This is a genomic window from Aquimarina sp. I32.4 (genome assembly GCF_002924285.1).
Classification (GTDB): Bacteria; Bacteroidota; Bacteroidia; order Flavobacteriales; family Flavobacteriaceae; genus Aquimarina.
Genome location: NZ_PGUB01000019.1, coordinates 17,380 through 32,585, shown reverse-complemented (window position 1 = coordinate 32,585; position 15,206 = coordinate 17,380). Strand labels below are relative to the sequence as shown.

13 protein-coding genes are annotated in these 15,206 nt (G+C 29.4%); 9 read left to right on the top strand and 4 right to left on the bottom strand.

The window, feature by feature from the left end:
* The first annotated feature begins 27 nt into the window (after nucleotides 1-27).
* The 7 genes from CVD18_RS06280 to CVD18_RS06250 all read left to right on the top strand — a co-directional run bounded on the left by CVD18_RS06280 (nucleotide 28) and on the right by CVD18_RS06250 (nucleotide 6,126).
* Entirely contained in the window at nucleotides 28-1,095 is a 1,068-nt protein-coding gene (locus CVD18_RS06280) for a serine hydrolase (protein ID WP_158250401.1), read from the top strand.
* Nucleotides 1,096-1,131: 36 nt separating this feature from the next.
* A complete protein-coding gene (locus tag CVD18_RS06275; RefSeq protein WP_103864594.1) occupies nucleotides 1,132-2,067 on the top strand; it encodes a WG repeat-containing protein in 936 nt (311 codons plus the stop codon).
* A 36-nt stretch (nucleotides 2,068-2,103) separates the two neighbouring features.
* Nucleotides 2,104-2,670: a Crp/Fnr family transcriptional regulator gene (locus tag CVD18_RS06270; protein WP_103864593.1), complete on the top strand. Its 567-nt coding sequence runs from the start codon at nucleotides 2,104-2,106 to the stop codon at nucleotides 2,668-2,670.
* A gap of 75 nt (nucleotides 2,671-2,745) precedes the next feature.
* On the top strand, nucleotides 2,746-3,648 hold the full coding sequence (locus CVD18_RS06265; RefSeq protein WP_103864592.1) for a DUF6268 family outer membrane beta-barrel protein: 903 nt from the start codon (nucleotides 2,746-2,748) through the stop codon (nucleotides 3,646-3,648).
* 102 nt (nucleotides 3,649-3,750) lie between these two features.
* Entirely contained in the window at nucleotides 3,751-4,005 is a 255-nt protein-coding gene (locus tag CVD18_RS06260) for a hypothetical protein (RefSeq protein WP_103864591.1), read from the top strand.
* Nucleotides 4,006-4,215: 210 nt separating this feature from the next.
* Complete coding sequence (locus CVD18_RS06255; RefSeq protein WP_103864590.1) at nucleotides 4,216-5,490, top strand: alpha/beta hydrolase-fold protein; 1,275 nt, start codon at nucleotides 4,216-4,218, stop codon at nucleotides 5,488-5,490.
* A gap of 3 nt (nucleotides 5,491-5,493) precedes the next feature.
* Nucleotides 5,494-6,126 carry a LysE family translocator gene (locus CVD18_RS06250; protein WP_103864589.1) on the top strand — a complete coding sequence of 211 codons (633 nt, stop codon included), beginning with the start codon at nucleotides 5,494-5,496 and terminating at the stop codon, nucleotides 6,124-6,126.
* 142 nt (nucleotides 6,127-6,268) lie between these two features.
* On the opposite strand, the gene CVD18_RS06245 is transcribed toward CVD18_RS06250, so the two are convergent.
* The 4 genes from CVD18_RS06245 to CVD18_RS06230 all read right to left on the bottom strand — a co-directional run bounded on the left by CVD18_RS06245 (nucleotide 6,269) and on the right by CVD18_RS06230 (nucleotide 10,276).
* Nucleotides 6,269-6,775 (bottom strand): cytochrome c, encoded by a 507-nt coding sequence (locus CVD18_RS06245; protein WP_103864588.1) that lies wholly within the window; start codon nucleotides 6,773-6,775, stop codon nucleotides 6,269-6,271.
* A gap of 69 nt (nucleotides 6,776-6,844) precedes the next feature.
* Nucleotides 6,845-7,873, bottom strand: coding sequence for a cytochrome-c peroxidase (locus CVD18_RS06240; protein ID WP_103864587.1), 1,029 nt, complete (start codon nucleotides 7,871-7,873; stop codon nucleotides 6,845-6,847).
* Nucleotides 7,874-7,969: 96 nt separating this feature from the next.
* The gene (locus tag CVD18_RS06235; protein ID WP_158250400.1) at nucleotides 7,970-8,839 is read right to left on the bottom strand and encodes an AraC family transcriptional regulator; all 870 of its coding nucleotides are present in this window, start codon (nucleotides 8,837-8,839) and stop codon (nucleotides 7,970-7,972) included.
* 255 nt (nucleotides 8,840-9,094) lie between these two features.
* Nucleotides 9,095-10,276, bottom strand: coding sequence for a Pycsar system effector family protein (locus CVD18_RS06230; RefSeq protein WP_103864614.1), 1,182 nt, complete (start codon nucleotides 10,274-10,276; stop codon nucleotides 9,095-9,097).
* Nucleotides 10,277-10,332: 56 nt separating this feature from the next.
* Between CVD18_RS06230 and CVD18_RS06225 the strand changes: the two genes are divergently transcribed.
* Entirely contained in the window at nucleotides 10,333-14,037 is a 3,705-nt protein-coding gene (locus tag CVD18_RS06225; RefSeq protein WP_103864585.1) for a metallophosphoesterase, read from the top strand.
* 334 nt (nucleotides 14,038-14,371) lie between these two features.
* Nucleotides 14,372-15,196: a hypothetical protein gene (locus CVD18_RS06220; RefSeq protein WP_103864584.1), complete on the top strand. Its 825-nt coding sequence runs from the start codon at nucleotides 14,372-14,374 to the stop codon at nucleotides 15,194-15,196.
* Nucleotides 15,197-15,206 lie beyond the last annotated feature (10 nt).

Genomic DNA, 15,206 nt, shown 5'->3' with positions numbered 1-15,206 from the left:
AAATTAAAACTTATAATGATTTGTAGAATGAGAAGTGTGTTACTATTATTATTAACCTTTTCTATAAGTTATTCAATTGTAAGTCAAGACAATGACATAGATTCGTTTATAGAATCTTATGCAAAAAACAATCAGTTTAATGGTACTATCTTGGTACAAAAGGATTCTACCATTTTATGTCATAAAAGCTTCGGTATTGCAGATAGAAGATTTAATGTGCCAATTACAAATGAAACCGTTTATAAAGTTGCTTCAATAACAAAGGCATTTACATCGGTTTTAATTCTTCAATTATATGATGAAGGAAAATTAGATCTTTCTCAAACAATTAATACCTATTTGCCAGATTATAAAGGAGAGGCAGGAGATAAAGTAACGATTCATCAACTTTTGAATCACACTTCTGGAATGCGACAAATCGATACAATTTCAAGCTTAGAGAATGCTTTTAAATATGGGTTAGGATACCTTCAGAAACCAAATGCATCAGATGACTTACTTCGTCTTTTTGAACAAGATTCTCTTGTAAATGAACCTGGAGAAAAATGGAGTTATAATAATTTTGAATATATGGTCTTGGGTAAGATTATAGAAAAACTTCGTAATAAAACTTATGAAGAGGTGTTACATGAGAAAATATTAGTACCTATAAAAATGATGAACACAGGTGTATTACATACAGAAAATATAGTAGATAAACTTGCTAGCACCTATTTAAGTAGTAATAAATCGAGCAACTTGATGCCAGATTTACCTGTGTATATGGAGAATTGGTATGCAGAAGGCAATCTTTATTCTTGTACTAATGATTTGATGAAATTTTCTAATGCACTATTTAATCAACACCTCCTTAAGAAGGAGTCACTTGATCTAATGTTGACTCCAGGGTTGAATGAGTATGGATATGGAGTTTGGATTAGAGGAAAGGAAGATTTAAAAGTAATGGAACGTTTTGGGAGTATCATGGGAGCAAACTCGATTTGGACATATTTTCTGAACAAACGAATTACAGTTGTTATTTTAAGCAATACAAACCTTACTGATTTAGGAAAATATGCAATGGGAATCGGGAAAAATATATTAAAAAAAGAATAAAGAGAATATTTAAAGATCTTTTGTAAATCATATAAAATGATAAAATTCAAAATAGTAATATTAACACTTTTACTCTTTAACCTTTTAAAAGCTCAAGAACTTAAAAATTTCAAGGTTGAGGTACTGGTTGCACAATTACCATATGCTAATAAGAAGATCAAAACCAAGTACGAAAACGGAAAAATATATTATGTAAATGCATCTAATAAAACAAAAATATTTCTAAAAGGATTCGAAGAAGCATATCCTTTTTTTGAAAAAAGTGCAATTGTAAGTGAAAATGGAAAATATGGGGTGATTGATAGAAATGGTAAGTTTTTAGTAGCACCAATATACAATACATTCAAACTAGCACCATATGCACATGAATCCTACATAGTTATTTTTGACGATACTAATGTGTTCAATCTTGATAGGGCAGAGCAAAGCTCATATACATCGTGTGAAGAACCAGCAGCACCAGAATTATATGCATTTAAAGGGAAGAATAGTAAATATGGGATCAAAAAAAATGAAGATATTATAATAAAGCCTGTCTATGATTCGATTTTTGCGGTTGAAGACAAATTTATAATAGCCTCTAAAAACAAAAAAATAGGGGTCACCAATATCAAAAAAGAAGAATTAGTAAGTTTTGATTATAACAACCTGCAAACCTCTGAAGATTCAGAATTTGACTATACCTATCCAGTATTTGGATTGTTGAAAAATAACACATGGAGCTACTATAAAAATGGTGTAAAACTAATAGACAGTAAATTTAAATGTACTAGTTTTTTAACTCTTCTAGATAAATCAATAGGAGTTTTAGAAGATAATGACAAAAAAAATATCCTTTTTGAAGATGGAGGAACACTAGATCAAAATTTTGATTTTATTTCTACAAATGGATTAGTAGCTATAAAGAAAAACATTGTTTATTTGCTAAATAGCGATAGGAGTTATGAAGTCTATTGTAAACCAAAAAGCTAAATAGAAAATGATAATATGTTTAAAGAGATATAAAAAATGATCGATAAGCTATCTAATTATATTAAAAGTTATGTTGATATTCAAGAGGAAGAATTAGCTATTATTCTTTCTTGTTTTGAAAAACGTGAGATATTAAAAGATAAATTTGCATTAAAAAGAGGTCAGGTAGTAACAGATTATTATTTTATCCACTCAGGTGGATTTATAATTTATGATGTAGATGATGATATCCAATCAACCAGATATTTTGCTTTTGAGAATGAATTTATAACCGATATCTCAAAGATAAAATCAAGGCAAAGAACAGCATCTTATATTAGAGCTATAGAAGATACAGTAGTATATACGATTACACATCAAAAAATGGAAACCTTATATAATCGTTTTCATATATGGGAAAAGTTTGGTAGGCTCATATGGGAAAATTCTTTTATGAGTGTATTACGAGCAATTCATGATTTTCAATCCCTTAATGCAAAAGAAAGATATTTGGCTCTGTTAAAACGTTCAGACCTTATACAAAGAGTTCCTCTTAAAGATTTATCCTTGTTTTTAGGGATTACACCTTCATCTTTGAGTCGAATCAGAAAAGAAATAATATAAAAGCTTATTGCCATTTGGCAATTTTAAGAACCTATTTTGACTCTAATTTTGTGTTCAGTAAAAAAACATGAAATTATGATAAAAAAGAGTTTGATATGGGTTAGTATACTTTTTCTTTCCAAAATGTATTGTCAGGTAAACGGAGAGGTATTTGCGATAAATAGAAATATGTTCTATTTAAATTATACTCCCTCGATTACAGAAGATAATACATACAAATATCAGTTTAGTAATATTAGATTAGGGCTTCCCCCAGTAAAAGCGCATAAAGTTACGTTCTATACCACAGTTGGAGCAGATTACCATCATTTTAATTATGATAACCCTCAATTTAATGATACTATAGATGAATTTTATAACCTAAATCTAAGTGTTTTGATACGGTATAGGCTTTCAGAAAAATGGTCTATAAACGCTTTGGCTATGCCACATATTATATCTAACCTCAAAAATAATCTTAAAGCAGATGACCTACATATAAATGGAATACTTTTTATGGAAAAGATGTTTAAAAAAGAACGATCAAATAATTTCTTTTCAGTGTCATTAGGAGTAGGATATCTTACACTGGCAGGTAAAACCACTGTGAACCCAGTAGTAAATGTAATGGCAAAAGTAAATGACAAACTATCATTCGTTTTGGGTATTCCTAATACATATATACAATATGATATCAATTCTAAGCATTCATTAAAAGTTTTAGGAGACCTAAACGATTTTTCAGCTACTATAAATTCACCTTTTTATGTTCCAGATAACAAAACAACGCAGATAAAAACAGCAGTATCAACAAAAGTTTCTGCTGGAATAGAATATAATTATTGGTTTTATAAAAACTGGGGAGTACTAGTGCGAGGTCTATACTCTGTGTATGATGAGTATAAATTATGGGATAATGATGACAATACAATTTATGATTTTGATTCTAATTCAAAACCCTATATAACATTTGGGATTAGACATAGATTAAAAAAATAAAATAAATTACCTCAAGACAAGCCTAGAAAGTATTCGTTTGAAAAGAACCTTTAACTTCGAAGCAAGTTTTGAAACATTAAAATCTCACTTAGTGAGTAAAACATGGCAAAAAGTAGAGATAAATTATATTTTTTATATAAAACATCTGTTCAAAATAAGTATATCGCTCATCAGTTAACAGAATATTTGGATTGTATCGTGAAAAATGGTTACTGGAATTTTGACCTAGAAGATAAAGATAAAGTGCTTAGAATAATAAGTGATTATGATGTTAGGCCACTTGTAGAAAACTTATTGATTAATAAGATGAATCTTATGTGTATAGAACTTCATTATCTTCCAAATGAAACTATTTAGATTTTGGTAGAAAAAAATCATAATAAACCATTTGAGGTGTTGTGTTGTTTCAAGTAGTTTATTTATAGTTGGTTACATGTGAAACTTGAAATACATCCTTGAGATTTTTAAAAATGAGAGATATCTAAATTAGTATAAATTTAACAGAAAATAAGAATAATTTTAAAGTACTTCGTTCAAGCATATTTAGTATTTGATATAAGTATTCATATGAGAAAAATTATAAAACAAAGTATTTTTATTGGGTTGATTTTATTTTTTACCATCATACAAACATTAGTTTCGCAAGAATTATTAAGTGAAATTAAGAGTAAACCAATCGCCAATATTCAACAATTTAATTTTGAATCTAACATTCTTGAACAAAATATTGAAGTGAATGTTTATTTACCTGAATCTTATAATGAAACTAGTGAAAAACATAAATACCCCATTATTCTTCTTCTAGAAAATGAATTTTTTTATCAAATGACAGGTATTGTCAAGCATTTGAGTTCTGTAGATAGAATGCCAGAGAGTATTGTAATTAGTTTTCCTAAAGGATTTGATAAATTTTATGCTCCAAAAGTATATACCAATGGAAGTAATTTTTGGCCAGAAAGTTGGAAACAAATGCCTTTTGATGGAAATCCAGATGATTTTACAAGTTTTTTAAAAAATGAGTTATTCAAAATATTAAATGAAAATTATAGAATAGCAAATTATAAGATGGTTATAGGAACATCGGTTACTGCAACATATCCACTTCATGCCTTTTGTAATGAGCCTGATTTGTTTCAAGCACATATAGCTATATCGGCGGGAGATATTTTAGGTATGGGGTATACATCTAATTCTACTTTTGTTGATTCTGTTATAGAACGTATTAAACAAGAGAAAAAACAACGAGGTCATTTATACATTTGTTCATCAAGGTCTGATGTGGTAGATACAGAAGAAATTGGTGAAAATCTAGTAGAATTGCATAATAGAATACCTTCTGATCTACCTGATGTTTATAAAATAAAATCAGAAGTATACGAGGAGGAAACGCATTATGGAGTTGTCATCCCTGCTTTTATATCAGCAATGAATACATTTTTTGATCAAGAAAAATGGGATTTGGATTTTAGAGAATTTGAGAAAGAAAGTACTAATACTTTAACAAATATTGATGCATATTATAAAAAGTTATCTACAGAATATGGATTTCAAATTTTTCCGAAAACAAATAGATGGAATAGTGGAAGTAGTTTGAAAGGAAGTGGAAAAAGATTACTCAGAAAAGAAAAAAATAAAGAAGCATTAGAAATTTTTGAACGTATTGTAGAATACACCCCAAACACACCAGAAGCTTATTATGATCTGGCAATTGCCTATGAAACAGATAACCAGCTAGAAGACGCTAAAAATACAATTATAAAAGCTATTGATATTGCAGAAAAATATTCTTCAAAATCTATAGATAAATACAAGAAGTTTTTAATAGATTTGAAAACAAAATAAAAGATGATACCAATTAACGATTTATTAGTATTCGGGTTAGCGGCAATGATTATGGTACTTTCTCCTGGCCCCAATATGATTTACTTGATTTCAAGATCATTATCGCAAGGGAAAAATGCAGGAATTATATCTCTTTTAGGAGTAATGTGTGGATTTTTGTTTCACATATTAATGGTTTCTTTTGGGCTTACTGCCATATTTTTTGCGATTCCTTATGCTTTTATAGTTGTAAAATTTTTAGGGGTGGGGTATTTATTGTATTTAGCCTATAATACAGTTAAATCAAAAAATAAGATTTTTGATGCAGACCAAAATTTAAAATCAGATAAACCTCTTAAACTGTTTAATATTGGGTTAATGACCAATGTTCTAAATCCTAAAATGGCAGTATTTTATCTTTCTTTTTTTCCACAATTTATAAAACCTGAATATGGCTCTATTTTAAGCCAAAGTTTTCAACTTGGTATTTTACAAGTAGTAATAAGTTTTACTGTTAACTTATTGATTGTTCTATCTGCAGCTAAGATGGCAAGCTGGTTTTCAAAAAAACCTATTTGGTTAAGAGTTCAAAAATGGTTTATGGCTTCTGTATTAACTGGGCTTGCTGTAAAAATGGCACTGACTAAGGCAAAATAATAGATTATTTAGTTTTATTATTTTCTAAATAAACGAATAGTATATTTAATTTTGATGATACAAAAGCAGAATATCTAGTTATTAATATAGATATTCTGCTTTAAAATAAGTTGAGTTTTGTAATAGTCAACATTAGCTTGTATTAAAGTGTTCTAAAATACTCTATTATATCTCTGGCATCTTTTTTAGAAAGATTTTGATTGATCATTGGAGATCTATTAAATTCAATGAATAATTCTTTTGCAATAGGGTCTTTTTCTATCATCTCTGTAGGATTAAGAATCATATTCATAACCCATTCAGGAGATCTTCTTTTTAAAATTCCAGAAGGAGCAGGGCCAATAAATTTTTTAGAGGGCTTATGACAAGCCATACACATTTTTTTAAAAGTATTTTTACCTTTATCTACCATTGTCTGATCTATTTCTGAAGATAATTCTACAGATGTGATTGGACCAACTCCCTTGTTTTTTAAATCTATTTTTTCTGAAGCCAATATTGTAGTAGTAACTTTAGAGCTTTTAGGTTTTTCTTGTATAGAACTGTTCTTTGTACCAATTGTGATTTGTTCTTTTTTTTCTTGTTTACCACTACAACTTATAAGTAATAAAATATGTAAGAAAAGAATAATTTTGCCAGATTTATTCATGTTAGTAATTGTATTATTATGATTTTGAGTCTTGGGTATGAATTTCTTATACAGATATGCAAAAAAGGTTTATTCAATAGTTAAATCTTCAGGCAATTCTCCTGTTAGCGTTTTTAAAAACGCGTTAATATCATTAACTTCTTTATAGGTCAATTCCTGATTTAATTGGATGATCCCCATAATTTTTATTGCCTTTTTTAAGTCAGGAACACTACCATCATGAAAATAAGGGAATGTTTTTTCTACATTTCTCAACGAAGGAGTTTTAAAAACAAACTTATCTGCCTCTTCTTTAGAAACGTCAAATCTTCCATGATCGATTGCCTTACTATTGGTGTGCTTCCAATATTCTTGAAAAACACCAAACTTTTGCAGGGTACTTCCTCCTAGTAGTTTACCAGAATGACATGAGGCACAACCAACACTGATAAATGTTTTTAATCCATTAACCTCTTGTGAGGTTAAAGCTTTTAAATCTCCATTTAGAAAATCATCAAACCTTGCTGGAGTGACTAGCTTTCTTTCAAATGAAGCAATAGCCTCTTGAATTTTTCTATAGGTAATTGTTTCTTTAGTATCATTAGGAAATGCTTTTTTAAATAACTTTGGGTATTCTGTTTCTAGAAGCCTTTTTATTAAAGCTTCTTTACTAGGCATATTCATTTCTACTGGATTTAGAATAGGTCCTCCTGCTTGCTCTTCAACATCTTTGGCTCTACCATCCCAAAATTGGGTTTGATGAAAAGCTGCATTTAGTACAGTAGGTGAATTTCTACCTCCAAGAGTTCCTAGATCTCCTTGTGAAAAACTATTGTTATCTACTCCATATGTTCTTAGGTTATGACAAGTATTACAACTTTGGTTTTGATCTTTAGATAACCTTTTGTCAAAGAATAATTTTTTGCCCAAAGCCACTTTTTCTGGTGTAATTTTATACTTATCATCTATCGCAGTAGTTGGTAATGTTCCAAAAAGATTTTTAGCATTTTCCTGTATTACTATATAGTCTTCACTATGGTCTACAGTTTTTTCTTTTCTACAATTAAAAAATAAAACAGAAAAAAGCAGAACTACTAAAAAAAAAATATGTTTTCTCATAATACATCGATTTATTCTTCAAATCAAATGTAGCTACGAAAACAATTATTTTATATATTAAAATTTTCAAAAAGTATATAAAAGTTTTCAACCTATTTAGGCTTTTATAGGATGATGGTATTTTTTGTCGTTATCAATGCTATATTGTTTTGGAGTAGTACCAAATTCATTCTTGAAAGCAAAAATAAAACTAGATAAACTTTCAAAACCTAAATCAAAATAGATGTCTGTTGGAGTTTTTTTATTGTTTTTTAATAAACAAGCTGCACATTTCAACTTTTTTTTCTTTAGCCATTTAGCAGGTGTAGTATTATAGAGTTTGTGAAATTCGCGTCTAAAACTGGAAGCACTCATGTTAGACAATTTAATCAAATCAACCACATTAGTTTCTATATCAATATTTCTTTCTAACATATTTTTAAATCCACCTTTAGTATGGTTACTCTTATCAAAAAAAGAAAATATTTCTTTATTACTATTTTTGAGATGCACCATTAACTCTAAAAATTTTAGAAAAAGAATATGTTTGGATACAGTCTTTAGATTATACAAATTTAATATAGATAGCACAAAATTTTCAAAATAATCATCTATTACCAAAGATATTGCACTTTCTTTTTTGTTTCCTTTTGTATTGGTGAATTCAGGATAATATTTTTTTAAAAAATAATTTAAACTATCTTCATTAAAGAATATTCCTATGAATTTAGAATTAGTGTTAAAAAGATTTCTTAAAGAAATACATGATTGGCTTTTTATAAATAACACTTCATGTTTATGAATAGAAATTGTAGGTTTTTTAGAAGTAGGAATCAATATTAAATTTTCATTAAGTCTTGTATACTCCTTTTTGTTTAAGTCATTAACATCAAGTTCGACAAAAAGAACTCTCATTTTACCTTTATCAATAAGATCACAATCTACAGCATTAGGCAAAGAAGAAAAGTGATGACAAAAATCATTCATATTTGCGTACATTGATATTCACTCAAATCTATTAAGATTTTACGTTTAAAAATACATACCGTAATTGTTAATCAATATAATATTATAATGAAAATTTATATATAAGATTATCTGTTTTTAGTCAAGTATATGATCGTAAAAAATGTCTTCAGAGTAAGGTACATGGTTTAGTTTGTAGTTAGGTACCTAGTAGCGCTATTTAACAAATTAAATTATTGTAAAAGATAATAAAATGACGTTTTGTAGTAAATACTTTTACTGCAATGTATTGAATGCAACAATAAAAGAAACTACAGAAGTAATAATACCAATCAAAAAAACTGTATAGGTAATTCGTAAAATTTTATATTTTTTATGTAATACTTTGCCTAGGAAATAAAGGTCTTTTATCATAGTATCATAAATATATTCTTTATCTTCCATAAGTTCTCCCATAGCCCATTTATATTCGTCTAAAGGCATTTTATGAAAGTTCCCAAAAAACAATAAATTCACCTTCTTTTCTTCAATTTCTTTACGAGTAAACTCACCACTTGTTATATTAGGTCTTGTTGCCAAAACAGATAGAATTATAGAAGCAATACAAAATAGAACAAATATAAGAGTAGGATAAATCAAATATTGATTAGAAGGATTGTCTAGTTTAGGTATTAAATTAGATAACGCTAGAGATATAATAATAGCATTTACAGAAAGCAATATATTGGCTTTGGTATCTGCAATATCACTTAATTTAAGGTGATTTCTTAAAGTAACTCTAAATAATGTTTGTATTCCTTTTTCAGGGCTCTCTTCTCTCAAAGCCTTTTTTAATTTCTCTTTCTCTTTCTTTTTTTCTTTTTTTAATCGTTCACGTTCTGCCAACATTTTAGCCAAGTTTTCCTCTTTTTTAGGTTTCCAATTATGAATAGCATATTCAGTATAATAAAGATGTTTATTTTGAAACAAATCAATATTAGTCTTGAGCCAATCTGTGGTAGTAAACTTACAAACATTATTCAATTGAAACTCTTTTCTTAATAACTCACTAGTTTCGGTATAATAATCTTTGGCAAAATGAGAAGCATCTGCATCTCTAATAATTTTTTCCATTAAATTTATAGGGTCATGCTCCATTTTGGTAGCCATGATTAGAGAAGCTGTCTTGTTTATAACTTCTTGAGATACATTTTGTTGAATCAGGAAATCTTGAGCAATCTCTACACTACGCTCCTCATGATTTTCTGTGCTTTTTGAATATCCAGTATCGTGTAATAAAGCAGTGAGTAATAAAACTTCTTTATCTTCGACAGATATATTAATACTATCAATGATTTCTTTTGTACTTTTAAAAACTCTTTTAGTATGATCATAATTATGATAAATACAAGAGTTAGGGAGTTCTTTTTCAAAGAGTTCTGAAACAAAAAGATCTGTTTTTTCTAGTAAAGAAAGCATATATATAGTTTTTTGATAACCAAAATAATTAAAAAAAAGAGATTGTAATTCACACAATGAATAAATATAACAAGATTCTGATTATTTGTGTTGCTTTATTACTTAGTTCTTGTGCAACATACTCTCCTAAATATAAGGTCGAAAGTTTCCCTAAAAAATTACCAAATAAAGAAATTTCAAAAAGATTTTATCTGGTAGGAGATGCGGGCTATGCCAAAATGAATAAAAGTACTATAGGTTTATCTATTTTGAAAAAAGTATTAGATACTACAGTGACAAAAAATGATGATCTCATTTTTTTAGGAGATAACATTTATCAAAAAGGTATGCCCGAAAAAGGAGAGCCAGAAAGAGCCTTAGGAGAACATAGAATAGATGCTCAGATTGATGCAATCAATGGCTTTAAAGGGAATGTGATTTTTATTCCAGGTAATCATGATTGGTATAATGATGGAGTAGAAGGTCTGCGTAGACAAGAGAAGTATGTACTAAAGAAAATGGGAAACAAAAAAGCCTTTTTGCCGTCAAAAGGGTGTCCTATAGAAAGTGTAGAAATCAATGAACAAGTACATCTATTGATTTTGGATACGCAGTGGTATTTGGCAAATTGGAATAAAAATCCAACGATCAATGATCATTGTGAGATCAAAACACGAGAAAAGTTTTTATTAGAAGTAGAAGGAGAACTAAAAAAATATAGCAAAAAAACAATTGTCATAGCAATGCATCACCCCATGTTTACCAACGGTCCACATGGAGGAAAAAATAATTTTGGGAAGCATATATTCCCTTCAAAAACAAAAATCCCGCTACCTGTATTAGGATCATTAGCTACTTTAATAAGATCCCAAGGAGGAGTTTCTGTACAAGACATATCAAATACGCATTACAATAAATTAATGAAAAGGTTATCTACGATGACAAGAAGCATTGATAAAGTTGTTTTTGTATCTGGTCATGAGCACTCATTGCAATACATAGATAATGAAGGGCTTAAGCAAATTGTTTCTGGCTCAGGATCAAAAATATCACCCGTATCTTTAGGGAAATACGGATTGTTTGCATACCCTAAACAAGGATTTGCTATCCTGGATGTATATAAAGATGGTTCCTCCAATGTACGTTTTTATGCAGATGATAATAGTGACCCAAAATTAGTATATCAGACCGTTGTACATCATAAAAAAGAAGAATTTGATTATAGTAATGTTTCTGATTCTTTTGATAAAGAAATTTCTACCTCCATTTATACAAAAGAAGAAGTGAAAAAATCAAATTCATATCAATTGATGTGGGGAGATCATTATCGATATATATACGGAACAGATATTAAAGTTCCTGTAGCCACTTTGGATACATTGATGGGCGGTTTTACAATTGATAGACAAGGAGGAGGACAAGTAACAAGATCTCTTAGACTTATTGATAAAAATGGAAAACGGTATAGTCTTAGAGCAATGCGAAAAAGTGTAACTCAATTTTTACAAAAAGGAGCATTTAAATATACCTATCTCGATGATGATTTTGAAGGTACTTTTACAGAAGAATTATTAGCAGATTTTTATACGTCGAGTTACCCATATGCATTTTTGACAATAGGCCCACTAGCAGATGCTATTGGAGTATATCATGCTAATCCAAGTTTATATTATATTCCTAAACACGCTGCTTTAGGAAAATATAATGAAAGCTTTGGTGATGAAATATATTTTCTAGAAGAACGCCCAGGAAAAGAGCATGGAGAAGAGGTGTCTTTTGGAAAACCCGATGATATTGAAAGTACTGATGATCTGTTGAGTAGATTAAGAAAAGACGAAAAATATCAGGTAGATGAAGCTCATTATATAAGAACCCGACTTTTTGATATGCTATTAGGAGATTGGGATCGTCATTCTGATCAATGGCGTTGGGCACGTTTTGATACAGAAAAAGAGAAGATATACAGGCCCATACCAAGAGATAGAGATCAAGTGTTTTCTAATTATGATGGAGTACTCTTAGATATCATAAAATTTGTAGTTCCATTAGCACGTAAATTTCAGGTATATGATGATCAACTCAAAAAAGTAAGGTGGATTAATCAATCTGGATTACCATTAGACAGAACATTGACTCAGAACTCAGGAAAGAATATATGGATAGAGCAAGCCAACTATATAAAAGAAAATTTATCTGATGTAGATATAGATAAAGCATTTGCCAAATTACCCATAGAACTTAGAGATAAAGTTGCAGAAAAAATCAAAGAAAACCTAAAAGCCAGAAGAGATAATATTGAGGATATTGCAAGACGTTATTATAATTTTTTATCTAAGCATGTGATTATTACAGGAACAGATAAAGATGATTTTTTTGAGATAGAAAGGGGAGAAGGAGTCACCACCATAAAGATTTCTAGAATAAAAGGAGGGCAGATAGAGAAACCTTATCTGCAACGAACTTTTGATGCAAAAGAGACAAGAGAAATTTGGCTATATGGATTGGATGATGATGATAAATTTGTGACTAAAGGGAAAGGCCGTAACCCTATAAAAATTAGAATTATTGGAGGGCAAAATAATGATAAGTATGTTATAAGTAATGGTAAGAAAATAAAAGTATACGATCATAAATCAAAGAAGAATACAATAGAAAAGAAAGGTGGTGCAAAATTTATAATTAGTGATATCTATAACTATAATATATATGACTATACTAAGTATGTAGATAGAACAAATACAGTAGCCCCTTTTATAGGATTTAACCCTGATGATGGATTGAATATTAATGTTACAGATGTATATACAGTCAAAGGCTTTAAGAATGAACCCTATCATAGTAAACATAAATTTAGAGCAGCTTATTATTTTCAAACAGAAGGATATGATTTATCATATTCAGGAGAATTTGTCAATGCACTAGGTAACTGGAATTTTTTGATGAATGCTACATATACAAGTGAGAATTTTGCTCAGAACTTTTTTGGATTTGGTAATAGCACTTCAAATTTTGATGATGAAGTAGGTTTAGATTATAACAGAGTAAAAACAGGTATTTGGGCTTTTGGAATAGGAGTTTCTAAAAAAAATAACTACGGAAGTGAATTTTCTATTAGTGGAGTATTTGAAGGGGTAGAAGTTCAAGATACACCAGATAGATTGATAACCTCTGGACTTAATTTTATTACTACAGATCCCGACTTTTTCGAAAGAAAATATTTTGCAAACCTGGAAATCACATATAAGTTTGAAAGCTATGACAATGCGATTAGCCCCACCAGAGGGATGTTATTTGAGCTAGTTAGTGGGAGTAAAATGAATGTAGAAGATACAGAGAAAACCTATGGATATATCAACCCAAAATTAGAATTTTACAATTCAATTACGAGAGATAGAAAATTAATATTAAGAACTAATGTTTTTGCAGAGATAAATATAGGAGATGAATTTGAATTTTATCAAGCAGCTAATCTTGGTGGAGTCAAGGGACTAAGAGGATATAGAGAAGAACGTTTTACAGGAGAAAGTGCATTGGCATTTAGTAATGACTTACGATATAGTTTTAATAAATTCAAAACTGGTCTATTACCATTACAACTAGGAGTTTTTGGAGGATATGATATCGGGCGCGTATGGATGGATCAAGAAGATTCTGATATATGGCATGATTCTGTAGGTGGCGGATTATGGATAAACGCCATTGATACTATCGGAGGGCAACTTGGAGTATTCTCTAGTGATGATGGCTTGCGGCTTACCTTTGGGTTTGGGATGAGCTTATAAAGTAATCCTACTACGTTTAAAAAAGCCTCTTTAAGTATAGGGGGTATCTAATTAATAATTCTCCAAATAATATAATAATTCTACTATAAGATATTCGAAATTTATCATTAAATTAGATAATCTAAATATGAATATGATGAATTAACATAGCCATAATTTAAGCTAAAGTTCTTTGGCTGTATATATTTTAAATTTATTAAAAATTACCCCATAATCAAGATTTACAAGAATTTTGTTATGGGTTTTTTTATGTCAAAATGTAACATCACAATATTTTAAAACCAACTTAAATTTACACAAAATGAAAAACACGATTTTATTAATAGGATTGGTCATGTTAAGCTTTAATTCCAAAGCTCAAAACCAGACAATTGATGGTACATTAACAGTTAAAAGCACATCGGATGCGATAGCAACATTTCAGACATTAGATGACAAATGGCTTTATACACAATGGAAAAACAAAGCAGGTGTACGTAAGGCTTATATGGGATTTGACCCTAATCTAACTAATTTTATTTTGGGTCTTGAAAACGGAGCGAACAAATTTTCTGTTAATAATGGAAGTTTGGATCTTAATGGAGGGGTGTTAACAGTCAAGAGTGCTTCGGATGCAATAGCAACATTCCAAACGCTAGATGATAAATGGCTTTATACACAATGGAAAAATAAAGCAGGTGTGCGTAAGGCATATATGGGATTTAACCCTAGCCTTACTAATTTTATTCTAGGTCTTGAAAATGGAGCAAAGAAGTTTTTAATTCCGAATGGAAAAGTAGGTATAGGAACCAATAATACAGGTTCACATAGATTAGCAGTAGAAGGCTCTATAGGTGCGCGTGAAATAATGGTAGAAGTAAGTGGTTGGTCAGATTTTGTATTTGAAACTGATTATAATCTTCCTACACTTATCGAAGTAGAAAGTCATATCAAAGAAAAAGGTCATTTAAAAGATATTCCAAGTGCTAAAGATGTGACAGAAAATGGTATTTCTTTAGGAGAAATGGATGCTAAACTACTACAAAAGATAGAAGAATTAACGCTGTATACAATTCAACAAGAAAAAGAAATTAAACAGCAAGCTAATGAAATTGAAGAATTAAAATCTTTATCAAATAGATTATTAGAAATAGAAAAGTTAATCGAAACTAAAAAATAAACCAACTTAA

Excerpts from the sequence above, each read along its gene's own strand:
- CVD18_RS06280 (WP_158250401.1), top strand. The coding sequence starts at position 28 with ATGAGAAGTGTGTTACTATTATTATTAACCTTTTCTATAAGTTATTCA.
- CVD18_RS06275 (WP_103864594.1), top strand. The coding sequence starts at position 1,132 with ATGATAAAATTCAAAATAGTAATATTAACACTTTTACTCTTTAACCTT.
- CVD18_RS06270 (WP_103864593.1), top strand. The coding sequence starts at position 2,104 with ATGATCGATAAGCTATCTAATTATATTAAAAGTTATGTTGATATTCAA.
- CVD18_RS06265 (WP_103864592.1), top strand. The coding sequence starts at position 2,746 with ATGATAAAAAAGAGTTTGATATGGGTTAGTATACTTTTTCTTTCCAAA.
- CVD18_RS06260 (WP_103864591.1), top strand. The coding sequence starts at position 3,751 with ATGGCAAAAAGTAGAGATAAATTATATTTTTTATATAAAACATCTGTT.
- CVD18_RS06255 (WP_103864590.1), top strand. The coding sequence starts at position 4,216 with ATGAGAAAAATTATAAAACAAAGTATTTTTATTGGGTTGATTTTATTT.
- CVD18_RS06250 (WP_103864589.1), top strand. The coding sequence starts at position 5,494 with ATGATACCAATTAACGATTTATTAGTATTCGGGTTAGCGGCAATGATT.
- CVD18_RS06245 (WP_103864588.1), bottom strand. The coding sequence starts at position 6,775 with ATGAATAAATCTGGCAAAATTATTCTTTTCTTACATATTTTATTACTT.
- CVD18_RS06240 (WP_103864587.1), bottom strand. The coding sequence starts at position 7,873 with ATGAGAAAACATATTTTTTTTTTAGTAGTTCTGCTTTTTTCTGTTTTA.
- CVD18_RS06235 (WP_158250400.1), bottom strand. The coding sequence starts at position 8,839 with ATGAATGATTTTTGTCATCACTTTTCTTCTTTGCCTAATGCTGTAGAT.
- CVD18_RS06230 (WP_103864614.1), bottom strand. The coding sequence starts at position 10,276 with ATGCTTTCTTTACTAGAAAAAACAGATCTTTTTGTTTCAGAACTCTTT.
- CVD18_RS06225 (WP_103864585.1), top strand. The coding sequence starts at position 10,333 with ATGAATAAATATAACAAGATTCTGATTATTTGTGTTGCTTTATTACTT.
- CVD18_RS06220 (WP_103864584.1), top strand. The coding sequence starts at position 14,372 with ATGTTAAGCTTTAATTCCAAAGCTCAAAACCAGACAATTGATGGTACA.